The organism is Variovorax beijingensis (assembly GCF_003951285.1).
GTDB lineage: Bacteria > Pseudomonadota > Gammaproteobacteria > Burkholderiales > Burkholderiaceae_C > Variovorax > Variovorax beijingensis.
Genome location: NZ_RXFQ01000006.1, coordinates 21434 through 46770, shown reverse-complemented (window position 1 = coordinate 46770; position 25337 = coordinate 21434). Strand labels below are relative to the sequence as shown.

Below are 25337 nucleotides of genomic sequence, written 5' to 3'. Positions count from 1 at the left end.
GCGGGAGAGGAAGCAAGGCCGCTCAGCGCGTGTGGTAGGACGGCGCGCGCTCGTACACCGGCGTGTCGATGCCTTCCATGCGCGCCTTCAGCTGCAGCGCCAAAAACTGCGAGTAGTGGCGCGACTGGTGCAGGTTGCCGCCGTGGAACCAGAGGTTCTCGACCTGCGTGGGCTTCCACATGTTGCGCAGTTCGCCCTCCCAGGGGCCCGGGTCCTTCGGCGTGCCGGAGCCCAGGCCCCAGCACTTGCCGACCTTGTCGGCGATCTCGGGCGAGATCAGGTCGGCCAGCCAGCCGTTCATGGAGCCGTAGCCGGTGGCGTACACCAGCAGGTCGGCCGGCAGCTCGGTGCCGTCGGTCAGCGTGACCGAGCGCTCGTTCACCCGCTCGATGTTCACGCCGCTCTTGAGGTGGATGCTGCCGTTGGCCACCAGCTCGGAGGCACCCACGTCGATGTAGTAGCCCGAGCCGCGCCGCAGGTATTTCATGAAGAGCCCGGAGCCGTCGACGCCGAAGTCCAGCAGGAAGCCCGCTTTCTCCAGCCGCGCGTACAGGTCGGCATCGCGCTTCTTCATCTCCTCGTACACCGGGATGTGGAAGGTGTGCATGATCTTGTAGGGCACCGAGGCGAAGATCAGGTCGCCCTTGTGGTGGTCGATGCCGTTCTTCACGGCCTGCTCGGAGTAGAGCCCGCCCAGCGCCAGCTCCATCAGCGACTGCGACGGCGCGATGTGCGTGGACGAGCGCTGGATCATCGTCACGTCGGCGCCGTGCTCCCACAGCGCCGCGCAGATGTCGTGTGCCGAGTTGTTCGAGCCCAGCACCACGCACTTCTTGCCGGCATAGGCCTCGGGCCCGGGGTGCTGGCTCGAATGGTGCTGGTCGCCCTTGAAGTTCCCTGCGCCCGCGATCTTCGGCACGTTCGGGTAGCCCGACACCCCGAGTGCGAACACCAGCTGCTTCGGCCGCAGCACCACCTGCCTGCCCTCGCGCTCCACCGTCACTTCCCAGCGCTGCGTGGCCTCGTCGAAGCGGGCCTTCTTCGCATTGGTGGAGCTCCAGTAGTTGAGCTCCATGATCTTCGTGTACATCTCCAGCCAGTCGCCGATCTTGTCCTTGGGCGCGAACACCGGCCAGTCGTCGGGAAAGGGCATGTAGGGCAGGTGGTCGTACCAGACCGGGTCGTGCAGGCACAGCGACTTGTAGCGCTTGCGCCAGGAGTCGCCGGGCTTGGCGTTGCGCTCCACGATGATGGTCGGCACGCCCAGCCGGCGCAGCCGCGCGCCCAGCGCGATGCCGCCCTGGCCGCCGCCGATGATCACCACCTCGGGCTGCTCGGTGTAGCCGAGCGCGGCCTCTTCGTCGCGGCGTTTCTCGAGCCAGTTCTTGCGGCCCTTGTGCACGCCGTGCTCCGCGCCCTTGATGCGGTTCTCGCCGGTCTTTTCCTCGAAGCCCTTGAGCTCGGTCATGGTGGTGAGCAGCGTCCAGGCCTTGCCGCCGCGCAGCCGAAGATGGCCGCGGCCGCGCGCCACGCGTGTCTCGAAGCTGAACCAGGCATCGACCACGCCGTCGGCCTCGGTCGCCTCGCCCTCCAGCGCGAAGGCCGTGGGCTGCGCGTCGGCCAGCCGCGCCTGCAGCATCGCGCGGATGGCACCCGCGCCTTCCTGCGTGCGGATGTTCCAGGTGAAGGCGACGAGGTCGCGCCAGTAGCTGTCGGCCTCGAACAGCGAGACGGCCGCGTCGACGTCGCCGCGCGCGAGGGCGGCGGCAAAGTCGGCGAGCCAGGTGGCGGCGGCCCGGGTGGGACCGGTGGTCGGGTCTGTCATTGCATGTCTCCGTGTGTCGTTGAACGAATCGAATCGCGGCGCGGCAAGGCGCACGCGGTGTTCGTTGCGCAGCTTTCGTGCCGTGCGGGGCAGGGCGAAGAATCAACGGCTTGGCGGGGGGTTTGTCGCAGGCGCTTGTCGCTGTCTCACCGAGACTGAGACAATGCATGAGAATCTGAACGACGTATAAAATTAGACGAAGTTCAAATTAAAGGGGCCACACCGTGACAGAACCCGACCCCCCCGGCCGCCGCGAGCGCCGGCGCACCCAGACGCTCGACCACGTGGCGTCCACCGCCATGCGCCTGTTCGAAGCGCAGGGCTACGACGCGACCACCATGGAGCAGATCGCGCAGCAGTCGGACGTGGCCAAGGGCACGCTCTACAACCACTTTCCGACCAAGGAGGCGATCCTGGCGCACTGGGTGCACCTCGAGCTCGTGGCCGATGTGCAGCGCCTGCACGCGGCGGTCGATGCGAAGGCGGGCTTCGCGGTCCAGCTCGCCGGCCTGCTCGACGCGTCGGCCGAGTGGTCCGAGCGCTACCGGGCCTACCTGCTCGACTACTTCCGCTTTCGCTTCCTCAACATCGAGAGCGAACTCGGCGGCGGCGACCGCAGCACGCCGCGCGACCTGTCGGGGCTGTTCGAGGCGCTGATCGCTGCCGCCCAGCAGGCGGGCACGCTGCGCACCGACGTGCCGGCCGCGCACCTCGCGAGCCTGCTGCACCACCTGTACTTCGGTGCGCTGATGCGCTGGCTCACACTGCCCGGCCTCGTGCTGCGTGACGAGTTCGCCGTGGTCGTCGACCTCTTCACCGGTGGCGCACGCGCGGCGCCGAGACCCCCTGCAAGGAGGCGCTCCTCATGAAACTCGCCGTGCTCACCTACGGCACCGAGGGCGACGCCCGGCCGCTCGCCGCGCTGTGCCGCGCGCTGGACGACGCGGGCCATGCGTCGGTGCTGCTGGCGGACGCGGCCACGCTCGGCGCGGCCGATCGGCTCGGCGTGCGCTCGCAGGCGCTGGCCGGCGACATGCGGCAGGCGCTCGGCGGCGTCATCGCGCAGGGCGACAAACCGGCTGCGGCCGCGAAGGCGCTCGCGGACATCGCCAATGCCAACGCCACGCCCTGGCTGCGCCAGACCGTCGAGACCGCGCAGGGCTGCGACGCGGTCGTCTGCGCGGGGCTCGCGGCCTTCGTGGGCCTGTCGGCGGCCGAGGCGCTGGGCGTGCCCGCCATCGGTGCGGGCATGTTCCCGCTCACGCCGACGGCCGCGTTCGCCTCGCCCTTCCTTCCGCCCGCGCGCGTGCCGCGCTTCCTGAACCGCACGAGCCACCACCTCGTCAACGGGCTGCTCTGGCGCGCCTTCCGGCCGGCCGTGAATGCCGCGCGCGCCGAGGTCTGCGGCCTGCCGCCGCGGCGGCGCCTGTGGACCACGCACCCGGTGCTCTACGGCTACTCGCCGAGCCTGCTGCCGCGCCCGGCCGACTGGCCCGCCAACGCCGCCGTGTGCGGCCAGTGGCTCGCACCTGCGCCTGACTGGCAGCCGCCGCGGGCGCTGCGCGACTTTCTCGCGGCCGGCGAGGCGCCCATCTACATCGGCTTCGGCAGCATGACGGGCTTCGACAAGGCGCGGCTGCTCGCAGCCCTCGTCGAGGGCGTGGCCGGCCGGCGCGCGGTGCTGCATCCCGGATGGAGCGGCCTCGATGTGGGGCGGCTGCCACCGAACTTCCACGCCATCGGCGACACCCCGCACGACTGGCTGTTTCCGCGGATGGCGCTGGTGGTGCACCACGGCGGCTCGGGCACCAGCCACTCGGCCGCGCGCGCGGGCGTGCCCTCGGTGGTCGTGCCCTTCGCGGGCGACCAGGCCTTCTGGGCGCACCACCTCGCGCAGGCGGGCGTGGCACCGCCAGCGGTGGCGGGCGGCCGGTTCGGCGCCGACGACCTGGCGCGCGGCATCGCCTTCGCGCACGACCCGCCGGTGCGTGCGCGGGCCCGGGCATTGGGCGAACGCATGCGTGCGGAAGACGGCCTGGGCACGGCCATGCGCGCCATCGCGCAGATCCTGAGGCGCTAGCCGCGCTGCGGCGCCACGATGCCGAAGCGCTTCATGTGGCGGTACGCGGTGGCGCGGCTGATGCCGAGCGCCTGCGCGGCCCGCGCCACATGCCAGCGGTGGCGCTGCAGCGCGTCGAGCAGGCGTGTGGCGTCGGCGGCGCTGTCGCTGCCGTCGACCGGAGAGAGCGTGGCGTCACAGGGGCCGAGCGACGGACGATGGGGCGCCAGGCGCAGCTCCTCGGGCGTGATGCTGGCGCCCGTGCAGAGCGCGAGCGCCAACCGCAGCACATTGCGCAACTCGCGCAGATTGCCCGGCCAGTCGTGCGCCATCAGCCGCAGCATCGCGGCCTCCGACAGCCGCGCGGCCGAGCCCATCGCCGCGGCCTCCTCATGGAACATCGCCTCGATCAGGTACCGCCGGTCGCCCCGCGCGCGCAGCGGCGGCAGCTTCAGCACCGCGCCGCACAGCCGGTAGTACAGGTCCTCGCGAAAGCGCCCCGCCGCCACCAGCGCCGACAGGTCGCGGTGCGTGGCTGCCACCACGGCAAGGTCCACGCGCTGCGGCGACTCCGCCCCCAGCGGCAGCACCTCGCCTTCGGACAGCACGCGCAAAAGCCGCGTCTGCAGCGCCATCGGCATGTCGCCGATCTCGTCGAGGAACAGCGTGCCGCGGTCGGCCTGCGCGATCAGCCCCTTCATGCCCTTGGCGCGGCCGCCGGTGAAGCTGCCGGGCGTGTAGCCGAAGAGCTCGCTCTCGATCAGCGAATCGGGAATGGCCGCGCAGTTCACCGCCACGAAGGGCATGGCCGCGCGGCGGCTCGCGCCGTGCATGGCGCGCGCCAGCACTTCCTTGCCGCAGCCGGTTTCGCCTTCGACCAGCACATGGATGCCGCGGTCCACCAGGCGGCGCGCCTGCGCGAGAAGCTGCTGCATGGCCGGATCGTCGCCGGCGATGCGTGCGAGCGGCGGCAGGCGATCGGAGGGACGGGCCGTGTCCGGCGCGGGCGCCGCCGCCCGCCGCACGCGCGGCGCCAGCAGCGAGGCGTGGTATTCGCCGCCGCCCGGCAGCAGCACCGTGTGCGCGAAGGGCATGGCCGATGCACCGCCGTTGCCCACGCGCCAGACCGCATCCATCGGCATGTGCAGCAGCTGCGACACCTCGCGGCCCAGCGGGTTCTCGGCCAGCGCCTGCCGCGCGCCGCTGTTGGCGCCGACCACCGTGCCGCCCTCGTCGAAGGCCAGCATCAGCTCGCCGGCCACGTCGACCAGCCCGTAGGCCGTGCCCAGCCGCAGGATCCAGTGGCCGCGGAAACTGCGCAGGAAATCGGCGTCCTCGATCATCCGCGCGTAGATCGACACCAGGTGCCGCACAAGGTGCTGGCTCTCCCGGGCCTCGGGCGAGCGCAGCGCCGAGACGTCGAGAATGGCCGTGAGCTTGCCGCTGTGGTCGAACAGCGGCGCCGTCGTGCAGGTCAGCGCGATGTGCGTGGCGTCGAAGTGCTCGGTCTGGTGGCAGGTCATCGGCTGGCGCTCGACCAAGCAGGTGCCCACGCCGCAGGTGCCCGCATGGGCTTCGTTCCAGTCGGCGCCCAGGTAGAGGCCGGCGCGGCGCAGCTGGTCGTCCCAGGCCGGGTTGCCGATGTAGTCGACCGTGATGCCTTCGGCGTCGGTCAGCAGCACCATGTATCCGAGGTCCGCCACGCGGCGGTAGATGTCTTCCATGCCGGCGCGCGCCGCGCGCAGGAAATGCTCCAGTTGCTGCTGGTGCGCGCGCACCTCCTGTGCCGGAAGGATGCGTGCGGGGCTCGGCTTCGTCGGATCGAGCCCGTGCTCGCGCACGCAGCGCGCCCACGACTTGTGGACCAGGCTCGCCGCCGGATCGGCCAGCGCCGTGCCGGTGGCGATCGAGTAGACGTTGTCGATGTGGCGCGATTGCAGGGAAGTCATGCTCAACCTTGCGGTGCGCACGGCCCGGCCGGGGATCCATGGGGCGTGCAGCCGCACATCATTCGGCGGCCGCATCGCCCGGGGTGAGAGGTGAAACCCGGTGGAACGGACGTTTTACTCCCCCTCACATCGAGGGCATGGTGCTCGATGCGGCGCAATTCCTTCACTGCGCCGGTTTCGCACCATCGGCCAGCCGCTTGCGGTACTCGGTGGTCGTCAGGCCCGCGAAGCCCCAGTCGTCGGTGTCGATCTCCTCGATCACGATGTGCGTCCATTCCGGTGGCTTCTTCAGCACCCGTTCGAGCGTTTCCGTGAACTCGGCAATGACCTGGGTTTTCTGTTCGCGCGTGACGCCGTCGCGCGTGATCTTCAGATTGACGAAAGGCATGGCGCGCTCCTTACCACTTGCCGGTGCTCATGCCGCCATCCACCGGCAGCACCACGCCGGTCGTGAAATCGGCGCTCGTGAGGTAGAGCACCGCATCGGCGATCTCGCGCACGGTCGCGATGCGGCCGGCGGGCGCCAGGCCGTTGAGGAAGCCGTGCTGCTCGGGCGTGTACAGCGGCGTGTCCACGATGCCGGGTGCCACCGCATTCACCTTGACGTTGTGCGGTGCGAGTTCGAGCGCCAGCGCGCGCGTCGCGGCATTGATGCCGCCCTTGATCAGCACCGGCAACGCAGCCGGCACCTGCTGGTTCGGCTGCAGCGCGATGCTCGCGGTGATGTTCACGATATGTCCCTGGCGGCGCGCGACCATGTGCTTCGCCGCGGCCTGCGAGGCATAGACGAAGCCCTTGAGGTTCGTGGCCACCATTTGCTCGAGTTCGTCCTCGGTGTATTCGACGAAGGGCTTGGCGTTGAAGATGCCCGCGTTGTTGACGAGCACGTCGACCTGGCCGAAGCGCTCCACGGCGCGGTCGACCAGTTGCTGCGCAGTCTCGCGGCGGCCGATGTCGCCCGCGACGCCGAGAAGGCGCGCCGGGTTGCCGAGCTGCTTCGCGGCGGCTGCAAGCCGCTCGGCGGTGCGGGCATTCGCGACCACGTTGAAGCCGCGCTCGAGGTACGCCTGCGCAAGGCCCAGGCCGATGCCGCTCGAGGCACCCGTGATGAGCACGGTGGGGGATGTGTTGTCCTGCATGTCGGTTCTCCAAGGAAGTTGATGACGCGGGGAGAACTGTATTGATGACGCGCCAGTAGATAAATCACTAGACTTGCACTTCACTTGGTACGCGAGGTAATCAATCCATGCAGCGGCAATTCGGCGACATCCTCCTGGGCAGCATCGAATTGTTCTGCCTCGCTGCGGAGACCGGCGGCTTCACTTCGGCGGCACTCGCTGCCGGTGTGACGCCGGCGGCCGTGAGCCGCTCGATCTCTCGGCTCGAGAAGCGGCTGGGGTTGCGGCTTTTCGTGCGCACCACGCGCAGCGTGCGGCTCACCGACGCGGGCCGCTCCTACTACGCTCAATGCCGCCAGGCGCTGGCGCAGCTCGCCGAGGCCGAACGCGAGGTGATGGGCCAGCAGGCGCTGCCTTCGGGCACGCTGCGCATCAGCGTGCCGACCACCTACGGCCACCACCGCATCCTTCCCTTGCTGCCGGCGTTTCGCGAACGCTTTCCCGATATCCGGCTGCACGTGCACCTGAGCAACCGCAACATCGATTTCGTGGAAGAGGGCTACGACATGGCCGTGCGCGTGCGGGCCCAGCCCGACTCCACGCTGATCGCGCGGCACCTCGAGGATGCGGATCTCGTCGTGGTCGCCACGCGCAAATACCTGAGGAGGGCCGGCACGCCGCGCACGCTGGACGATCTCGCGGCGCACGAGTGCATCCAGTTCGAGCTGCCCAGCAGCGGCCGCCGCATTTCGTGGCTCTTCAAGGAGAACGGCAAGGACCGCGAGGTCTTCGCGGACAGCGCCTACAGCTGCTCCGACGACGTGCTCGGCGGCGTCACGCTCGCGAAAAGCAGTGCCGGGTTGTTCCAGACCTACCGCTTCGTCGTGGAGAAGGAACTGGCCGACGGCTCGCTCGTCGAGGTGCTGAAACCCTTCGCAGGCCGTTCGCGGCCCTACACGCTGCTGTACCCGGACGGGCGGCATGTGCCGCTGCGCATGCGGGTGTTCATCGATTTCCTGATGGCGCAGCGGGCCGGGTGACGTCCGCCGCGCATGCTCACACCCCCAGCAATTCCTCCAGCGCCTGCGGCTCCGCCAGCAGATCGGCCGATGCGCCGTGCCGCACGATCTGCCCCTTCTCCATCACCACCGCCAGGTCGGTGTGTGCGAGCACCTTGCGGTAGTCGCGGTCGACGATCAGCGTGGCGATGCCGGTCGCGCGGATCTCGCCGATCACGCGCCAGATCTCGGCCACGATCAGCGGCGCCAGGCCCTCAGTGGCCTCGTCGAGGATCAGGAGGCGCGGGTTGGTCATCAGCGCGCGGCCGATCGAGAGCATCTGCTGCTCGCCGCCAGAGAGCTGCTGGCCGCCGTGCGAGAGCCGCTCGGCCAGCCGCGGAAAGGTGGCCATCACGCGGTCGAAGGTCCAGGCGCGGCGGCCATCGATGCCCGCGCGCTCGCTCATCACGAGGTTCTCGCGCACCGAGAGATTCGGAAAGATGCCGCGGCCCTCGGGCACGTAGCCGATGCCGAGGCGCGCCATCTTCTCGGGCGGCCAGCCGGTGACGGTGCGGCCATCGACCTGCACCTCGCCCGAGGCCGGTCGCACGTAGCCCATGACCGTGCGGATCAGCGTGGTCTTGCCCATGCCGTTGCGCCCGAGCAGGCCGACCGAGGTGGCCGCCGGAATGCCGGCATGCACGCCGCGCAGGATGTGGCTGCTGCCGTAGTAGGTGTTGAGGTCGCGGACGACGAGCATGTCAGTGATCCTCTCCAAGATAGGCGGTGCGCACTTCCGGGTTCTCGCGGATCTCCTGCGGATTGCCGCTGGCGATGACCGTGCCGTTCACCATCACCGTGATGCGGTCGGCAACGCGGAACACCGCGTCCATGTCGTGCTCCACCAGCAGGATGGCGTGCGTGGCCTTCAGCCGTGCGAGCAGCGTGAGCATGCGGTCGGTTTCCTCGGCGCCCATGCCTGCGAGCGGCTCGTCGAGCAGCAGCACGCGGGGCTTGGTGGCAAGGCACATCGCCACTTCGAGCTGGCGCTGCGCGCCGTGGCTCAGCGTGCCGGCGATGCGCAGGGCTTCGTTCGAAAGGCCCGCGGCCTCGAGCGCCGCATCGGCCGCCGCATTGCTGGCCGCGCAGCGCCCGGACGACTGCCACACCGTCCAGGGCCGCGCGGTGGCGGCCTGCGCCGCGAGGCGGCAGTTCTCGTGCACGCTGAACTCCGGGAAGATGGTGGTGCGCTGGTAGCTGCGTCCCACGCCGGCACGCGCGCGGCGCCACTGCGCGCGCCGCGTGATGTCGACGCCGTCGAGCGCGATGCGGCCTTCGGAGGCTTCGATCTCGCCCGAGAGCATGTTGATGAGTGTCGACTTGCCCGCGCCGTTGGTGCCGATCACCGCATGGACCTCGCCCACGTGCAGGTCGAGCGTGATGGCATTGACGGCCGTGAGGCCGCCGAAGCGGCGTGTCAGGCCTTCGACGGAAAGCAGTGCGGTCGTCATGCAGCCCCCTTCGGCGACAGCCGCTTGGCCAGGCCGATCAGTCCCTTGGGCAGCCACGCCACGAACACGATGATCGCGATGCCCAGCGTCAATTGCCAGTGGTCCGCGAGCGGCCCCATCACGGCGTGCGTCGAGAAGATTTCCTTCAGCAGCGTGAACGCAATGGCGCCGATGACCGCGCCGCGCAGGTGGCCGAGGCCGCCGAGGATCACCATCAGCAGCACCTCGCCCGAGTTGTGCCAGGCCATCAGCTCGGGGTTGACCACGCCGTCGCGCGAGGCCAGCAGAAAGCCCGCGAGCCCGGCCAGCGCGCCCGCCAGCACGAAGGACGCGAGCTTGTAGCCGTACACCGGAAAGCCCGCCGCGCGCATGCGCTGCTCGTTCACGCGGATGCCCGCGAGCGCCGCGCCGAAGCGCGAGCGCCGCACCAGCGCCAGGAGGCCGTAGGTGAACACCAGCGATGCGAGCACCACGTAGAACAGCACCATGCGGTTCTCCAGGTCGAGCTTGCCGATGGCCGGCCGCACGTACAGGTAGATGCCGTCGCTGCCGCCGCCCACCTTGGTGTCGTGGAACACGAAGAAGGCCATCTGCGCGAAGGCCAGCGTCACCATGATGAAGTACACGCCGCGCGTGCGCAGGCTCAGCGAACCCACGAACAGGGCATAGAGCGCCGCCGCGCCCATGGCCAGCGGCAGCAGCAGCGCGAGGTTGCCGCCCTCGTTGCCCGAGGCCAGCACCGTGACGTAGGCGCCGATGCCGTAGAACGCCGCATGGCCCAGGCTGACGAGCCCCGTCATGCCGACCAGCAGCTCCAGGCTCAGCGCGAAGATCGACAGGATCATCACCTTGACGACGAAGTCCGAGACGTAGTTGCCCATCAATGGGCCGAGCACGCCGATGGCAATGGCGCAGGCCACCGGCACGAGAAACGCGCCGCGCCGCATGGAGCTTCCGGTCTGCGTCATGGCCGCCTCCCCATCAGCCCTTCGGGTTTCCAGATCAGCACGATGGCCATCAAGAGGTAGATGCCGATGCCGCTCAGGTCCGCGAAGAACACCTTGCCGAAGGTGTCGACGAAGCCCACCAGGAGCGAGGCCACGAGGGCGCCCGTGATCGAGCCGATGCCGCCGATCACCACCAGCACGAAGCAGATGATGAGCACGCTCGCGCCCATGTTGGGATACACCGAGGACATCGGCGCCGCGATCATCCCGGCCAGCGCCGCGAGCGCCACGCCGGCCGCGAACACGATGCGGTAGAGCCGCTTCACGTCGATGCCCAGGCCCCGCACCATGTCGCGGTTGCTCGCGCCGGCGCGGATCATCATGCCCAGCCGCGTGCGGTTGACCACCCAGTACAGCGCCACGGCCAGCACGATGCAGGCGGCCGAGGCGAAGAGCCGGTACCACGGATAGCTCATGACGTTGCCGAGCGCAAAGCTGCCGTCCAGCCACGCCGGCACCTTCACGCCATGCACGTCGTTGCCCACGAGAATGGAGCGCAGCTCCTCGAACACCAGGATGAGCCCGTAGGTCATCAGCACCTGCTGCAGGTGGTCGCGCTGGTAGAGGTAGCTGAAGAAGGCCCATTCGAGCAGGTAGCCGAAGATGGCCGCCAGCACCACGCCGGCCACCAGCATCAAGAGGAACTGGTCGCCGAACAGCGGCGCGAGCGCGAACGCCATGTACGCGCCGATCATGTAGAAACTGCCGTGCGCAAGATTGATCACGCCCATGATCCCGAAGATCAGCGTGAGCCCCGAGGCCACCAGGAACAGAAGAAGTCCGTACTGAACCGAGTTCAGGCACTGGACAAGGAAGGTGCCGAAATCCACGTTAGGTCATCCCGGTTAGACCGTGAAAGGAGCGTGGCGCGCTAGCGCCCGCGATTGTTCGTGAGACACCGCGGATCCGGCTTTGCCGGTCCGCCGGTGTCGCCCCCCCGAGGGGGGAGTCGAGCTACACGCAGTGAGCGAGGGACGGGGGTGGGCCGTTCACATCCTGCAGCCGCGCGCCGGGTCCGTCAGCCCCTTGATCGCGATGCTCACCAGCTTGTTCTCCTTGCCTTCCACCTTGCGCAGGTAGATGTCCTGCACCGGGTTGTGCGACTTGCTCATGGTGAACGTGCCGCGCGGGCTGTCGATTTTTGCCTTCTCGATGGCGGCCGTGAACTCGGCCTTCTTGCCGATGTCGCCCTTGGTGGCGGCCAGGCCCACGCCCAGCATCTGCGCGGCGTCGTAGCCCTGCACGGCATACACGTCGGGCTGCAGCTTGAAGGCCTTGGCGTAGCCGACGCGGAACGCGTTGTCGCGCGCCGTGTTCAGGCCGTCGGCATAGTGCAGCGTGGTCAGCATGCCTTGCGCGGCCTCGCCTTGCGCCTCCAGCGTGCCGTCGGTCAGGAAGCCCGGGCCATAGAGCGGAATGGTCTTGCTCAGGCCCGCGGCCTGGTAGTCCTTGACGAACTTCACCGCGCCGCCGCCCGCGAAGAAGGCATACACCGCATCGGGCTTGGCCGCCGCGATCTCGGTCAGCAGCGCCTGGAATTCGACGTTGGGAAACGGCAGCGTGAGCTGCTTGTCGACCTTGCCGCCGTTCTTCTCGAAGCCTTCCTTGAAGCCGTTGACCGACTCGTCGCCGGCCGCGTACTTCCAGGTGATGGTCATCGCCTTCTTCTTGCCCTGCTGCTTGGCCGCCACTTCGCCCATCGCGAAGGCCGGCTGCCAGTTGCTGAACGAACTGCGGAAGATGTTGGGCGCGCACATCGGGCCTGTGACCGCATCGGCGCCGGCATTCGGCACGATCAGCACGGTGCCGCTTTCCTTGGCGGCCTTGGCCATGGCCATGGCCACGCCGGAGTGCACGGTGCCCACGATCACGTCGACGTTGTCGCGCTTGATGAGCTTGTTGACGTTGTCGGTGGCCTTGGCGGGGTCGGACTCGTCGTCGACCTTGAAGTATTCGATCTCGCGGCCGGCGAGCTTGCCGCCCTGCTCGTCCACGTAGAGCTTGAAGCCGTTCTCGATGGCCACGCCCAGGGCGGTGTAGGTGCCGCTGTAGGGCAGCATCAGGCCGACCTTGAGTTTGCCGGTGCCCTGGGCGCCGGCGGCGCTGGCCAGGGCGGCGAAGGCGATCGCGGTGAGCGCGAGGCGGGCGGTACGGATGGTCATGGTGTTTGTCTCCTGTTTTTGGCAATGAAAGAAGTGGCCGCGACGATGACACGATCCGGCCGATCGCGATGCGGGGAATGCCCGCATTCCGGGATTTCGAGCAGCTCGCATCCCCTGACGCGTGTCGCGATGCCGTGGATCTGCGCGAGCGTGCCGTACTCGTCGTCGATTCCCTGGATGGCAAGGACAGGGCAGCGGATGGTGTCGAGTTCGGCCTCGATGTTCCATTCGCGGAAGGGCGGGTGCAGCCAGATGCGGTTCCAGCCCCAGAAGGCCGAGTCGGCGCTGTCGTGGTAGCGGCCGAGCTTCGCCGGCAGGTCGGTCGAGAGGTACGCGGTGCGGGCCTGCTCGATGTTCGCGACCGTCACGTCTTCCACGAAGATGTGCGGCGCGAGCACCACGAGGCCACTGACGCGGTCCGGGAAGCGCGAGGCATAGAGCAGCGAGATCGAGCCGCCGTCGCTGTGGCCGAAGAGCCAGGGCTTCTCGTCGTCGAGCTTCAGGGCGGTGAAGAGGGCGGGCAGCACCTCGTGCGCCTGGCGGTGCATGAAGTCGACGTCCCAGATCTCGTCGTCGGCGCGCGGCGTGGAGCGGCCGTAGCCGGGGCGCGAGAACACGAGGCCGCGGGCGTTGGCGGCGTTGCAGACTTGCGCGGGGAAGTCCTTCCACATCGCGATGGAGCCGAGGCCTTCGTGCAGGAAGACGATGAGCGGGGCATCGGTGCGCTCGGGGGCGATCCATTGGCATTCGATGCGCACGGGGCGGCCGCGCCAGTTGATCGTTGCGAACTCGGCGCTCATTGCATTGCTCCTTCCCCCTCTGGGGGGCGGCTGGGATGGGGGCTCGCGGCGCTGGCAGAGGCCATGCCTTTGCAGCGGCCGCCCGCCCCCACCCCAACCCTCCCCCGGGAGGGGAGGGAGCAAGACAGGGAACCGCTCATGCCTGCTTCTCCCGCTCGCGCAGCCTGAACCGCTGGATCTTCCCCGTCGCCGTCTTCGGCAGCTCCGGCACGAATTCCAGGAAGCGCGGGTACTTGTAGGGCGCGAGCCGCTCCTTCACGAAAGCCTTCAGCGCCTCGTCGCTGACCGACTGGCCGTCCTTCAGCACGACAAAGGCCTTGGTCTTGGTCAGCCCGTCCGCGTCTTCCTTGCCGATCACCGCGGCCTCGAGCACCGCGGGGTGCTGCATCAGCGTGGCTTCCACCTCGAAGGGCGACACATAGATGCCGCTGACCTTGAGCATGTCGTCGCTGCGTCCGGCATAGGTGTAGTAGCCGTCGGCGTCGCGCGTGTACTTGTCGCCGCTCTTGGTCCAGCCGCCCTGGAAGGTCTCGCGCGACTTCTCGCGGTTGCACCAGTACATGAGCGCCGCGCTCGGCCCGCGGATGTAGAGGTCGCCCACCTCGCCATCGGGCACCGGGCGGCCGTCCTCGCCGCGCAGTTCGACCTCGTAGCCTTCCACCGGCCGGCCCGTGGTGCCGTAGCGCACGTCGCCGGGGCGGTTGGAGATGAAGATGTGCAGCATCTCGGTCGAGCCGATGCCGTCGATGATCTCGCAGCCGAAGTGCGCCTTGAAGCGCTGCGCGATCTCGCCCGGCAGGGCCTCGCCGGCGGAAGAGCACATGCGAAGCGCCACCTGTTCGCGCGCCGGCAGCTTCGGCGAGGCGAGCATGCCGGCAAAGCCGGTGGGCGCGCCGAAGAACACAGTGGGTTTGTGCTCCACCCAGCGGCGGAAGGTGGCGTCGGGCGTGGGGCGCTCGGCCATCAGCACCACCGTGGCGCCGACCGACAGCGGAAAAGTCAGCGCATTGCCCAGGCCGTAGGCGAAGTACATCTTGGCGGCCGAGAAGCACACATCGTTCTCGGTCAGCCCGAGCACCGGCTTGCCGTAGAGCTCGGCCGTCCACCACAGGTTGGCATGCGTGTGGACCGTGCCCTTGGGCTTGCCGGTGGAGCCGGAGGAGTACAGCCAGAAGCCGGGGTCGTCGGAGGCCGTGGGCGCGGGCGCCGCCATCGGCTGCGCGGCGGCGAGCGCGGCTTCGAATTCCTGCGCGCCTTCGGGCAGCGCGCCGGCCGGCTGCGAGACGATCAGCGTGTGCACTTCGTGCGCGCCGAGCGCCATCGCCTCCTGCAGCGCGGGCAGCAGTGCGCCCGACACCAGCGCGGCCTGCGCGCGGCTGTGGTCGAGCATGTAGGCGTAGTCTGCGGGCGTGAGCAGCGTGTTGACGGCGACGGGGACCACGCCGGCATAGAGGCAGCCGAGAAAGCTCACGGGCCAGTCGCTGCTGTCGAGCATCAGCAGCAGCACGCGCTCTTCGCGCCGCACCCCGGCGGCCTTGAGTGCGGTGGCCAGGCGGCGCGCGCGGTCTTCGAGCTGGCCGTAGGCGAGCGTGCCGCGGTCGTCGATGTAGGCCGTGCGCTCGGCGCGGCCGCGGTTCAGCGCGAACAGGTGCTCGGCGAAATTGAATCGTTGGGGCAGGGTCATGGTTGTCTCCTTCGGCCGGGTTCTTTTTCTAGAGGCCCAGTGCGGCGAGGACGCCGGGGCTCGCCTGCACGGCGCTGCGGCGATGGTAGAAGTCCAGCGCGCGCAGGCCGCCGAGCTCGGCGCCGCCGCCCGCGCGGCCCGGGCCGCCGTGCAGCGACATCGGCATCACGTTGCCATGGCCGGTGTGGGCCTGCGCCACCTCGGGCGTGATCACGTGCACGCGGCCGTGGCTCGGCGCCACCGCGAGCGCGGCCTGCGCCAGCGCGGCGTCGTCGCTGCCGTAGAGCGAAGTCACCAGCGAACCCTGGCCGCGGTGCGCCAGCGCAATGCCGTGCGCAAGATCGCGGTAGGGCAGCAGCGTCGCGACGGGTCCGAACACTTCCACGTCGTGCACGCGCTGCGCCGCATCGGCGTCGCGCGCACCGAGCAGCACGGGGCCGATGCAGGCGGCTACCGATGCTTCGGCATCGATCAGCGGCGTGTCGCGGCCGTCGTACAGCACGCTGGCTTGCGCCGAGAGCGCTTGCAGGCCCTGGCTCACGGCGTTCATCTGCGCCCGGCTCACGAGAGCTCCCATGCGAACGCTCTCGTCGCGCGGATTGCCGACGGTGATGCCCGCGAGCTTGGCGCCGATGGCCTGGGCCGCGGCGTCGTAGAGCTCGGCCGGCACCAGGATGCGGCGGATCGCGGTGCACTTCTGGCCCGACTTGACCGTCATCTCGCGCACCACTTCGCGCACCAGCAGGTTGAAGGCGTCGCTGCCGGCCGCGGCGCCGGGCAGCAGCAGGGCGCTGTTGAGGCTGTCGGCCTCGATGTTCGCGCGCACCGAGCGCTCGGCCACGGCCGGATGCGAGCGGATCACGGCGGCCGTCTCGGCCGAGCCGGTGAACGAGACCACGTCGAAGGGCTGCAGCGCATCCATCAGGCCCGCCGAACTGCCGCAGACGACCGAGAGCGCGCCCACGGGCAGCACGCCCGCATCGACCACGTCCTTGACCATGCGCTGCGTGAGCCAGGCGGTGGCCGTGGCGGGCTTCACGATCACCGGCACGCCCGAGAGCAGCGCCGGCGCGGCCTTTTCCCACAGCCCCCATGACGGGAAGTTGAAGGCGTTGATGAACAGCGCCACGCCATTCGTCGGCAGCTGCAGGTGCTGCGACTGGAACACCGGCTCCTTGCCGAGCTTCACGGCCTCGCCGTCGCGCAGCGCGCGCACGTCGCCGAGCGCGTCGCCCCACTTCGCGTACTGGCCCAGTGTGAAGATCGCACCGTCGATGTCGACGGCCGAGTCGTTCTTCACCGTGCCGGAGTTCGCGGTCGCGATCTCGTAATAGGCATCGCGGTTCGCCTGCAGCACCTTCACGATGGCGCCCAGCAGCCCGGCGCGCTGGCGGTAGCTGAGGGCGCGCAGCGCGCCGCCGCCCTGTTCGCGCGCAAAGGCAAAGGCGGCGGGCAGGTCCAGGCCGGTGGCGTCGACGCGCACGAGCTCGGTGCCCAGCACCGGGTCGAAAAGCGGCGTGCCGGCGCCCGATCCGCCCTGCCAGCGGCCGGCGACGTGGTTGGGGAGGAGTTCGGTCATGGGGTGAACTTGATCTGCCCTTCAGGCAGGAGATAGAGAACGAGGGCGCGGCCGTTCGCCACGGTCGGGCGGTGTGCGGTGCCGGGGCCGTAGACGCACCAGCCCGCGGGCCGGCCGTCGAAGGTGGCGCCGGGGCTGCCTTCGAGCGGCATGATCAGGTCGATCTCGCCGTTCGGATGGGTGTGGTGCGGCCCCGCGATGTCCTGCATGTCGACCACGTCGACCGAGAAGCGCTGCAGCGCGTCTTCGGCCTTGAAGACGCGGCCGTACTTGATGCCGCCGCCTTCGCGCTCGCACAGCCAGCCTTCGGCGACACCGCCGATGCAGGCCTGGCGCAGCGCCTCGAAGCGCGCGCTGCCCGCGCCGTGGGTGGCGTTGAGCCACAGGTCGAGCTGTTCGTCGAGCGGACGGCCGGCGATTTCGGCGGCCAGGCCGGCGATCAACTGGTGAAATGCTTCCTTGCTGGACATTGGCGGGCTTCCTTTTTGGAGGCTGGCTGGCAGGGTGAATGGCGCAGCGAACTTTCGAACTACCTTGCAGGATTGGTGCGCGTGCAGTATCTTGCTTGTGGCCGAACAATAAGCATCGACTCCATGGGTGTCAAGCAATATAGTGCATCTATGGTGTTTACCCTGAGCGCGCACAATCCCGGCCAAGAACGAGGACATGCATGAACGAGCACGTAGACGCGGTGCTGGCCCCCGCGCCCGAAGAAGGCCGCCGCGCCGGCAACCCGGCGGCACCGGCCGGGGAGGCCAAGAATCCATTGCTGGCGGCACTGGGCGAGCGCGTGCGCAACCTGCGCGCGCAGCGCGGCCTCACGCGCAAGGCGGTGGCCATTGCGGCCGACGTGTCGGAGCGGCACCTGGCCAATCTCGAATACGGCATCGGCAACGCGTCGATCCTGGTGCTGCAGCAGGTGGCCGGCGCGCTGCACTGCTCGCTGGCCGAGCTGGTCGGCGACGTGACCACCAGCTCGCCCGAGTGGCTGCTGATCCGCGAGCTGCTCGAAAACCGCAGCGAGGCCGACCTGCGCCGCGTGCGCGTGGCGGTGGGTGAACTGCTGGGCACGGCCTCGGTCGATCCCGCGCGCCACCGCCGCATCGCGCTCGTGGGCCTGCGCGGCGCGGGCAAGTCGACGCTCGGGCAGATGCTGGCCGACGACCTCGACGTGCCCTTCGTGGAGCTGAGCCGCGACATCGAGAAGCTCGCGGGCTGCAGCGTGCGCGAGATCCACGACCTCTACGGCACCAACGCCTACCGCCGCTACGAGCGCCGCGCGCTCGAAGAAGCCATCCAGATCTACGGCGAGGTGGTCATTGCCACGCCGGGCGGCATCGTGTCGGACCCCGCCACCTTCAACGAGCTGCTCGCGCACTGCACCACCGTGTGGCTGCAGGCCGCGCCCGAGGAGCACATGGGCCGCGTGGCCGCGCAGGGCGACACCCGGCCGATGGCCGCCAGCAAGGAAGCCATGGAAGACCTGCGCCGCATCCTGAACGGCCGCGCCGCCTTCTATTCGAAGGCCGATCTCTCGGTGGACACCAGCGGCAAGACGCTGGCACAGAGCTTCCAGGCGCTGCGCGCGGTGGCACGGCAGTCCATGGGCGCCGGCGCCTGAACTGAAGTTTTGAAAAAAAGCGCTTCAGGCATTGACTTGCCTGTTTACATGCAGCATGATGCATGTCATCGACGCCAGAAGCTGCATTATTCTTCCGGTTTGCATCTGCCCCCACAGGAGACTTCCGTATGACCGAGACCACGACCGTCCAGGCGCCTCTGCGCGTCGACTACCGCATCGAACCCGCGCAATACAGGCACTGGAAGCTCAGCTTCGAAGGCCCGGTGGCGCGCCTGGTGCTCGACATCGCGGAAGACGGCGGCATCCGCCCCGGCTACAAGCTCAAGCTCAACAGCTACGACCTGGGCGTGGACATCGAGCTGAACGACGCGCTCAACCGCGTGCGCTTCGAGCACCCTGAAGTGCGCAGCGTGATCGTCACCAGCGGCAAGGACCGCATCTTCTGTTCGGGCGCCAACATCTTCATGCTGGGCGTGTCGAGCCACGCCTGGAAGGTGAACTTCTGCAAGTTCACCAACGAGACGCGCAACGGCATCGAGGATTCGTCGAAGCATTCGGGCCTGAAGTTCATCGCGGCCGTGAACGGCGCTTGCGCCGGCGGCGGCTACGAGCTGGCGCTGGCCTGCGACGAGATCCTGCTGGTGGACGACCGTTCTTCCTCCGTCTCGCTGCCCGAAGTGCCGCTGCTCGGCGTGCTGCCCGGCACCGGCGGCCTGACCCGCGTGACCGACAAGCGCCATGTGCGCCATGACCTCGCCGACATCTTCTGCACCAGCGTTGAAGGCGTGCGCGGCCAGCGCGCGGTCGACTGGCGCCTGGTCGATGCCGTGGCCAAGCCCGCGCAGTTTGCCGCCGCCGTGCAGGAGCGCGCTGCGCAGCTTGCCGCCGCGAGCGACCGCCCGGCCAGCGGCAAGGGCGTGGCGCTGACCCGGCTCGAACGCACCGACAGCGCCGACGGCATCGCGTATTCGCACGTCGACGTGAAGATCGACCGCAGCAAGCGCACCGCCACGATCACCGTCAAGGCACCCACGGGCGCGCAGCCCGCGGACGTCGCAGCCATCGAGGCCGCGGGCGCTGCCTGGTGGCCGCTTGCCGTGTGCCGCGAGCTCGACGACGCCATCCTCAACCTGCGCACCAACGAGCTCGACATCGGCACCTGGCTGCTCAAGACCGAAGGCGATGCGGCCGCCGTGCTCGCATCGGATGCCCTGATGCTCGCCCACAAGGACCACTGGCTGGTGCGCGAGACCATCGGCGCGCTGCGCCGCACGCTGGCGCGGCTGGACGTGTCGTCGCGCAGCCTGTTCGCGCTGGTCGAAGCCAGCTCCTGCTTTGCCGGCACGCTGGCCGAACTGGCCTTTGCGGCCGACCGCAGCTACATGCTCGCGCTGCCCGACGACGCCGCGCGCGCACCGAAGCTCGTGCTCAACGAATTCAACTTCGGCTTCTTCCCGATGGTGAACGACCAGAGCCGCCTGCAGCGCCGCTTCTACGAAGAGGCCGCGCCGCTGGACGCCGCCCGCGCCGCGGCCGGCAAGCCGCTCGATGCCGACGAAGCACTGAGGCTCGGCCTCGTCACCGCCGCGCCCGACGACATCGACTGGGACGACGAGATCCGCATCGCCGTCGAGGAGCGCGCCGCCATGTCGCCCGACGCGCTCACCGGCCTCGAGGCCAACCTGCGCTTCGCCAGCCAGGAGAACATGGCCACCCGCATCTTCGGCCGGCTCACCGCCTGGCAGAACTGGATCTTCAACCGCCCCAACGCCGTCGGCGAAAAAGGCGCCTTGAAGGTCTATGGCACCGGTCAAAAAGCCGGCTTCGACCTGAACCGCGTTTGAGCACAGAGCAGTCCGCACAACCCAAGGAACAACGATGAGCACGATCAACTACAGCGAGAAGATCCCCAACAACGTCAACCTCGGCGAAGACCGCACGCTGCAGCGCGCGCTCGAAGGCTGGCAGCCCAACTTCATCAACTGGTGGGACGACGTGGGCCCCGAGGGCTCGACCAACCACGAGGTCTACCTGCGCACGGCCGTGAGCGTCGACCCGCAGGGCTGGGCCCAGTTCGGCCACGTGAAGATGCGCGACTACCGCTGGGGCATCTTCCTGAACCCCGGTGACGCCAACCGCGAGATCCACTTCGGCGACCACAAGGGCGAGAAAGCCTGGCAGGACGTGCCCGGCGAGCACCGCGCCAACCTGCGCCGCATCATCGTGACGCAGGGCGACACCGAGCCCGCCTCGGTCGAGCAGCAGCGCCACCTGGGTCTCACGGCACCGTCGATGTACGACCTGCGCAACCTGTTCCAGATCAACGTGGAAGAAGGCCGCCACCTGTGGGCCATGGTCTACCTGCTGCACAAGCACTTCGGCCGCGACGGCCGCGAGGAAGCCGAGGCGCTCTTGCAGCGCACCTCGGGCGACCAGGACAACCCGCGCATCCTGGGTGCCTTCAACGAGAAGACGCCCGACTGGCTCGCGTTCTTCATGTTCACCTACTTCACCGACCGCGACGGCAAGTTCCAGCTGGCCGCGCTGGCCGAGAGTGCCTTCGACCCGCTGGCGCGCACCACCAAGTTCATGCTGACCGAGGAAGCGCACCACATGTTCGTGGGCGAGAGCGGCGTCTCGCGCGTGCTCGCGCGCACCGCGCAGGTGATGAACGAACTCAAGACCGACGACCCGCAGAAGGTGCGCGCGGCCGGCGCCATCGACCTTGGCACGATCCAGCGCTACCTGAACTTCCACTACAGCGTGACCATCGACCTGTTCGGCGCCGACCAGTCGAGCAACGCCGCCATCTTCTACAGCTCGGGCCTGAAGGGCCGCTACGAGGAAGGCAAGCGGGCCGACGACCACGTGCTCAAGGGCCAGACCTACAAGGTGCTCGAGGTGAAGGACGGCCAGCTCGTCGAGAAGGACGTGCCGATGCTGAACGCGCTCAACGAAGTGCTGCGCGACGACTTCATCAAGGACTCGGTGGCCGGCGTCGGCCGCTGGAACAAGGTGCTCGAGAAGGCCGGCATCCCCACGCGCCTGACCGTGCCGCACAAGGCTTTCAACCGCCAGATCGGCGCGCTCGCGGGCATCAAGATGTCGCCCGAGGGCCGCGTGGTGAACGAGGTCGAATGGGCTGCCAAGCGCGATGAATGGCTGCCGAGCGCCGAAGACTTCGCTTTCGTGGCATCGTTGATGGGCCGCGTGGTCGAGCCGGGCAAGTTCGCAGGCTGGATCTCGCCGCCGGTGATGGGCATCAACCGCCAGCCGGTGGATTTCGAGTACGTGCGTTTCGGTTGATCGGGTATTTGGTCATTGCTCCTTCCCCTCCCGGGGGAAGGCTGGGATGGGGGCAAGCGGCGCGACCACGACAAGCGCCGCCGGCCCCCACCCAACCCTCCCCCGAAAGGGGAGGGCTCTAGGAGAACAACATGGACATGGCCGTTGAAGCCGGGGTCATCAAGCAGCACCTGATCGACCCCGAGATCTGCATCCGCTGCAACACCTGCGAGGCCACCTGCCCCGTCAACGCGATCACGCACGACGACAACAACTACGTCGTGCGCGCCGACGTCTGCAATGGCTGCATGGCCTGCATCTCGCCGTGCCCCACGGGTTCGATCGACAACTGGCGCACCATGCCGCTGGTGCGTGCCTACACGATCGAGGAACAGCTCACCTGGGAATCGCTGCCCGCGGAGCTCACGCCCGAGGAGCTCGAGGCCGCGGGCGTTGTTTCCGCCGATGCCGGCGATGAGGCCGCAGTGGCTGCCGCGCCCGCGCCGAACCCGGCGCAGGCTGCGGTCGGCTCCATCGAGCCGGTCTTCAACTCGGCCCAGTACGGCGCCACCGTGCCGCCCTGGTCGGCCGCGCACGCCTACACCAACCTCTTTGCGCCGAAGGCGCCGACCACCGCCACCGTGGTGGGCAACTTCAACTGCACCGAGGCGGGCTTCGACAGCGAGACCCACCACATCGTGCTCGACTTCGGCGTGGTGCCGTTCCCGGTGCTCGAAGGCCAGTCGATCGGCATCGTGCCGCCGGGCGTCGACGCCATCGGCAAACGCCACCATGCGCGCCAGTACTCGGTGGCCAGCCCGCGCAACGGCGAGCGGCCCGGCTACAACAACGTGTCGCTCACCGTGAAGCGCGTGACCGAAGACCACCAGGGCGACCCGGTGCGCGGCGTGTGCTCCAACTACGTGTGCGACCTGAAGGTGGGCGACACGGTGCAGGTGGTGGGGCCCTTCGGCTCCTCGTTCCTGATGCCGAACCATCCCAAGTCGCACATCGTGATGATCTGCACCGGCACCGGCAGCGCGCCGATGCGCGCCATGACCGAATGGCGCCGGCGCCTGCGCAAGAGCGGCAAGTTCGAAGGCGGCAAGCTCATGCTGTTCTTCGGCGCGCGCACGCAGCAGGAGCTGCCGTACTTCGGCCCGCTGCAGTCGCTGCCCAAGGACTTCATCGACATCAACCTCGCGTTCTCGCGCACGCCGGGCCAACCCAAGCGCTACGTGCAGGACCTCATGCGCGAACGCGCCGCCGACCTGGCTGCGCTGCTGAAGGACGGCGCGAGCCACTTCTACGTGTGCGGGCTCAAGAGCATGGAAGAAGGCGTGGTGCTCGCGTTGCGCGACGTGGCGAAGGAAGCGGGCCTGGACTGGGACACCGTGGGTGCCGCACTGAAGCGCGAAGGCCGCCTGCACCTCGAAACCTATTAAGCTGCGGCGAATGAAGTTCGCCGACTTCCACCCCGGCCAGGTCATCGAGGCCGGGCCCTATGTCATGTCCGAAGCGGAGCTCGTCGGCTTTGCACAGGCCTACGACCCGCAGTGGTTCCACACCGACGCCGTCGCCGCGGCGGACAGCGCCTTCGGCGGGCTGATCGCGAGCGGCTGGCACACCTGCTCGATCGCGATGCGCCTCGTGGTCGACGCCGCGCTCAGCGGCTCGGAGTCTTTTGCCTCGCCGGGGCTCGAGCATGTGCGCTGGCCCCATCCGGTGCGGCCCGGCGATGCCTTGCGGCTGGTGGCCGACGTCATCGAGGTGCGGCGCTCCGAAAAGCGGCCCACGCTCGGCATCCTGCGCTGGCGCTGGCGGCTCTTCAACCAGCGCGAGCTGATGGTGCTCGACGTGGAAGTGACGAGCCTCTTCAGGCTGGAAGCAAGCTGAGAAGAAAAAGCCCGCGGCGCAGGCGCGCCGCGGGCTTCTTTCCCTGAGCGAAGTGCTTATTTCTTGACGTCGACCGCGCCGGATCCCTTGGCCTTGCCGCTGGCCTTGGCGCCCACGGCCGGCGCCTTCAGCGCGCCGCCGGCCGAGCCTGCGGCACCGGTCGCACCGCCCACCGTGTCACCCACGACATTGGTCGCGCCGGTCACGTTGCCGGCCGCGCCGGTCGCGGCATTGGTGACACCGCCCACGGCACTGGTGGCGCCACCCACCGCGCTGGTCGCACCGCCGACCGCACCCGTCGCGCCGCCGACCACGCCGCCCAGGGTGTTGCTCAGCCCGCCTGCGGCCTTGCCGGGGACTTCGACCGGCTGCACGCCGGCATTCGTGGCGGCACCGCTGCCGGCACTTCCCTCGGCCCGCGTCTGTGCGGCCGCATCGGTGCGTGCACCGGCGCCCGCGGCGCCTTGGCGTTGGGGCGCGTTCGCGCTGCCCGACGTGTTGACGTCGGCATTCACGCCCACGCCCACGCTCTGTGCCTGTGCGAAGCCGCTCATGGCAAGAAGGCCTGCGAGCAAGGCGCCGACGAAAAGGGATTTGGGTTGTTGCTGCTTCATAGGTGACTTTTCCTTTCGTTTGAATGGTCACTGACCAGAACCGGCTTGGGGCCAGTTCGGTCGCTACCGTGACCACCTCCGCACATGTCGCCGTGTGCGAGGCAGCCGCCGGCGCGTGTGGGACGCCTCCGTCGTCCGGAATGGGGGCTTGTGCGTTAGGGCCCCGGCTCAAGGCAGCAGATGCGTGCTGAAGAAGGCCGTTGTCTTGCGGTCCACCTCCGGCAGCACGGCGCGGTCGAACCCGGGCGGGTCGTTGAGCATGTCGCCGATCAATCCGGTGAGCCCCGGCGGCAGCGGCGAGAGCAGCGCGCCGTGGCCGCCAGTGGGCAGATCGGCAATCAACTCGCAACGCGGCAGGCAAGCCGCGAGCACGCGGTCGCTGTGATAGCGCGGCACCAGCCAGCGGTCCTGCTGCGCGGTGATCAGCCCCAGCGGCACGCGCGGCGTGGCGAGCGAGGCCATGTCGAAATCGGCCGAGCCGGGCACGCCCGCCACGATGGCGACGATGCGCGGATCCTGGTGCTCGCGCGGCGTGGAGTCCGCGAAGCGGTGGCGGATCACGAACAGCGCGCCCCATTTCCTGATGCGGTCGAACCAGCTTCCGGTCAGCCGCGTGATCAGTCCGACGCAGGTCTGGAAGTCGCCCTCCAGGTTGGCTTCGCAATGCCGCAAGAATGCCGCCGGCGACCAGCGCCCGCCCGCCAGGCTCAGCGCGGTGTGGCCACCGGCCGACATGCCGTACACCCCCACCTTGTCGAACTGGAGCAGCGGCGCAAGGCGCGCATCGCGCGCCACCGCGTCGATGGCGCGCGATACCTCGGCCGGGCGCATCGTCCAGCTGTCCGGGCCCGGGTTGCCGTTGTCCTTGTAGTTGTCGGCCTTGTGCTCGGGCATCGCCACGATGAAACCGGCGTCCACCAGGGTGCGTGCCAGGTCCGCATGCACCCATGGCGCACCGCCCGACCCGTGCGAAACCACGATCAGCCGGCCATTGCCGCGAACGGGCGTGCCCTGCGCGGCCACGTCCAGCGTGAAGGGCCCGCGCCGGACCGGCTGGGCCTCGCTGCTGGACGGGTAGAACACCGTGACCGGTCCGTCACCCGCGGCGGCGGAAATCTCGGAAAACCCCATGGCGGCATGCGCGAGGCCGGACAGCAGCGCCAGTCCCAAGGCCGGCAGCGGGAAAAACAGACATCGCATCGATCAAACTCCTTGTGGTCGCCGAAAGCCCATGCATCCGGCGACGCGGACGATGCCGCAGCCTCTTC

General features: G+C 68.9%; 23 protein-coding genes. 8 read left to right on the top strand and 15 right to left on the bottom strand.

Features of this window, described 5'->3' with window-relative positions; translation table 11 throughout:
• Positions 1-22: 22 nt before the first annotated feature.
• Positions 23-1825 carry an NAD(P)/FAD-dependent oxidoreductase gene (locus EJO66_RS11595; RefSeq protein ID WP_125965320.1) on the bottom strand — a complete coding sequence of 601 codons (1803 nt, stop codon included), beginning with the start codon at positions 1823-1825 and terminating at the stop codon, positions 23-25.
• A 224-nt stretch (positions 1826-2049) separates the two neighbouring features.
• Between EJO66_RS11595 and EJO66_RS11590 the strand changes: the two genes are divergently transcribed.
• Together EJO66_RS11590 and EJO66_RS11585 are read left to right on the top strand one after the other, a co-directional pair.
• Positions 2050-2694, top strand: a complete 645-nt coding sequence (locus EJO66_RS11590; RefSeq protein WP_223262356.1) for a TetR/AcrR family transcriptional regulator — start codon at positions 2050-2052, stop codon at positions 2692-2694.
• Positions 2691-3905, top strand: coding sequence for a glycosyltransferase (locus tag EJO66_RS11585; protein ID WP_125965319.1), 1215 nt, complete (start codon positions 2691-2693; stop codon positions 3903-3905). Before EJO66_RS11590 ends, EJO66_RS11585 begins: the two co-directional genes overlap by 4 nt.
• Here EJO66_RS11585 and EJO66_RS11580 read toward each other — a convergent pair.
• From EJO66_RS11580 to EJO66_RS11570, 3 genes are all read right to left on the bottom strand, one after another.
• Positions 3902-5833, bottom strand: coding sequence for a sigma-54-dependent Fis family transcriptional regulator (locus EJO66_RS11580; RefSeq protein WP_124960288.1), 1932 nt, complete (start codon positions 5831-5833; stop codon positions 3902-3904). The genes EJO66_RS11585 and EJO66_RS11580 overlap by 4 nt on opposite strands.
• A gap of 163 nt (positions 5834-5996) precedes the next feature.
• Positions 5997-6221, bottom strand: coding sequence for a tautomerase family protein (locus EJO66_RS11575; RefSeq protein ID WP_124960287.1), 225 nt, complete (start codon positions 6219-6221; stop codon positions 5997-5999).
• Between the two features lie 10 nt (positions 6222-6231).
• Positions 6232-6972, bottom strand: coding sequence for an SDR family NAD(P)-dependent oxidoreductase (locus EJO66_RS11570; protein WP_124960286.1), 741 nt, complete (start codon positions 6970-6972; stop codon positions 6232-6234).
• 107 nt (positions 6973-7079) lie between these two features.
• On the opposite strand from EJO66_RS11570, the gene EJO66_RS11565 reads away from it, so the two are divergent.
• Entirely contained in the window at positions 7080-7991 is a 912-nt protein-coding gene (locus EJO66_RS11565) for a LysR family transcriptional regulator (protein WP_125965318.1), read from the top strand.
• Positions 7992-8007: 16 nt separating this feature from the next.
• Here the strand turns inward: EJO66_RS11565 and EJO66_RS11560 are convergent, their stop codons facing one another.
• The 9 genes from EJO66_RS11560 to EJO66_RS11515 all read right to left on the bottom strand — a co-directional run bounded on the left by EJO66_RS11560 (position 8008) and on the right by EJO66_RS11515 (position 17162).
• Positions 8008-8709 carry an ABC transporter ATP-binding protein gene (locus EJO66_RS11560; protein WP_124960284.1) on the bottom strand — a complete coding sequence of 234 codons (702 nt, stop codon included), beginning with the start codon at positions 8707-8709 and terminating at the stop codon, positions 8008-8010.
• 1 nt (position 8710) lies between these two features.
• Positions 8711-9460 (bottom strand): ABC transporter ATP-binding protein, encoded by a 750-nt coding sequence (locus EJO66_RS11555; RefSeq protein ID WP_125965317.1) that lies wholly within the window; start codon positions 9458-9460, stop codon positions 8711-8713.
• Positions 9457-10428 (bottom strand): branched-chain amino acid ABC transporter permease, encoded by a 972-nt coding sequence (locus EJO66_RS11550; protein WP_124960282.1) that lies wholly within the window; start codon positions 10426-10428, stop codon positions 9457-9459. The genes EJO66_RS11555 and EJO66_RS11550 overlap by 4 nt, the downstream gene beginning before the upstream one ends.
• On the bottom strand, positions 10425-11297 hold the full coding sequence (locus EJO66_RS11545) for a branched-chain amino acid ABC transporter permease (RefSeq protein ID WP_021004792.1): 873 nt from the start codon (positions 11295-11297) through the stop codon (positions 10425-10427). Before EJO66_RS11545 ends, EJO66_RS11550 begins: the two co-directional genes overlap by 4 nt.
• 159 nt (positions 11298-11456) lie before the next feature.
• The gene (locus EJO66_RS11540; RefSeq protein ID WP_124960281.1) at positions 11457-12629 is read right to left on the bottom strand and encodes an ABC transporter substrate-binding protein; all 1173 of its coding nucleotides are present in this window, start codon (positions 12627-12629) and stop codon (positions 11457-11459) included.
• A complete protein-coding gene (locus tag EJO66_RS11535) occupies positions 12626-13429 on the bottom strand; it encodes an alpha/beta fold hydrolase (protein WP_125965316.1) in 804 nt (267 codons plus the stop codon). The genes EJO66_RS11540 and EJO66_RS11535 overlap by 4 nt, the downstream gene beginning before the upstream one ends.
• Before the next feature lie 136 nt (positions 13430-13565).
• On the bottom strand, positions 13566-15113 hold the full coding sequence (locus tag EJO66_RS11525; RefSeq protein WP_124960279.1) for a benzoate-CoA ligase family protein: 1548 nt from the start codon (positions 15111-15113) through the stop codon (positions 13566-13568).
• A 28-nt stretch (positions 15114-15141) separates the two neighbouring features.
• Positions 15142-16692, bottom strand: coding sequence for a 3,4-dehydroadipyl-CoA semialdehyde dehydrogenase (locus EJO66_RS11520; protein WP_125965315.1), 1551 nt, complete (start codon positions 16690-16692; stop codon positions 15142-15144).
• Positions 16689-17162 carry a 4-hydroxylaminobenzoate lyase gene (locus EJO66_RS11515; RefSeq protein ID WP_124960277.1) on the bottom strand — a complete coding sequence of 158 codons (474 nt, stop codon included), beginning with the start codon at positions 17160-17162 and terminating at the stop codon, positions 16689-16691. The genes EJO66_RS11520 and EJO66_RS11515 overlap by 4 nt, the downstream gene beginning before the upstream one ends.
• 200 nt (positions 17163-17362) lie before the next feature.
• On the opposite strand from EJO66_RS11515, the gene EJO66_RS11510 reads away from it, so the two are divergent.
• The 5 genes from EJO66_RS11510 to EJO66_RS11490 all read left to right on the top strand — a co-directional run bounded on the left by EJO66_RS11510 (position 17363) and on the right by EJO66_RS11490 (position 23455).
• Complete coding sequence (locus EJO66_RS11510) at positions 17363-18313, top strand: helix-turn-helix transcriptional regulator (protein WP_124960276.1); 951 nt, start codon at positions 17363-17365, stop codon at positions 18311-18313.
• A gap of 128 nt (positions 18314-18441) precedes the next feature.
• Complete coding sequence (gene boxC / locus EJO66_RS11505) at positions 18442-20118, top strand: 2,3-epoxybenzoyl-CoA dihydrolase (RefSeq protein WP_124960275.1); 1677 nt, start codon at positions 18442-18444, stop codon at positions 20116-20118.
• Between the two features lie 34 nt (positions 20119-20152).
• Positions 20153-21580 (top strand): benzoyl-CoA 2,3-epoxidase subunit BoxB, encoded by a 1428-nt coding sequence (gene boxB, locus EJO66_RS11500; RefSeq protein WP_124960274.1) that lies wholly within the window; start codon positions 20153-20155, stop codon positions 21578-21580.
• 131 nt (positions 21581-21711) lie between these two features.
• Entirely contained in the window at positions 21712-23004 is a 1293-nt protein-coding gene (gene boxA / locus EJO66_RS11495) for a benzoyl-CoA 2,3-epoxidase subunit BoxA (protein WP_124960273.1), read from the top strand.
• Between the two features lie 10 nt (positions 23005-23014).
• Positions 23015-23455 carry a MaoC family dehydratase gene (locus EJO66_RS11490; RefSeq protein WP_124960272.1) on the top strand — a complete coding sequence of 147 codons (441 nt, stop codon included), beginning with the start codon at positions 23015-23017 and terminating at the stop codon, positions 23453-23455.
• 56 nt (positions 23456-23511) lie between these two features.
• On the opposite strand, the gene EJO66_RS33205 is transcribed toward EJO66_RS11490, so the two are convergent.
• Both EJO66_RS33205 and EJO66_RS11480 read right to left on the bottom strand, forming a co-directional pair.
• The gene (locus tag EJO66_RS33205) at positions 23512-24069 is read right to left on the bottom strand and encodes an adhesin (protein WP_124960271.1); all 558 of its coding nucleotides are present in this window, start codon (positions 24067-24069) and stop codon (positions 23512-23514) included.
• A 168-nt stretch (positions 24070-24237) separates the two neighbouring features.
• Complete coding sequence (locus EJO66_RS11480; RefSeq protein ID WP_124960270.1) at positions 24238-25269, bottom strand: alpha/beta hydrolase family protein; 1032 nt, start codon at positions 25267-25269, stop codon at positions 24238-24240.
• Positions 25270-25337: the final 68 nt, after the last annotated feature.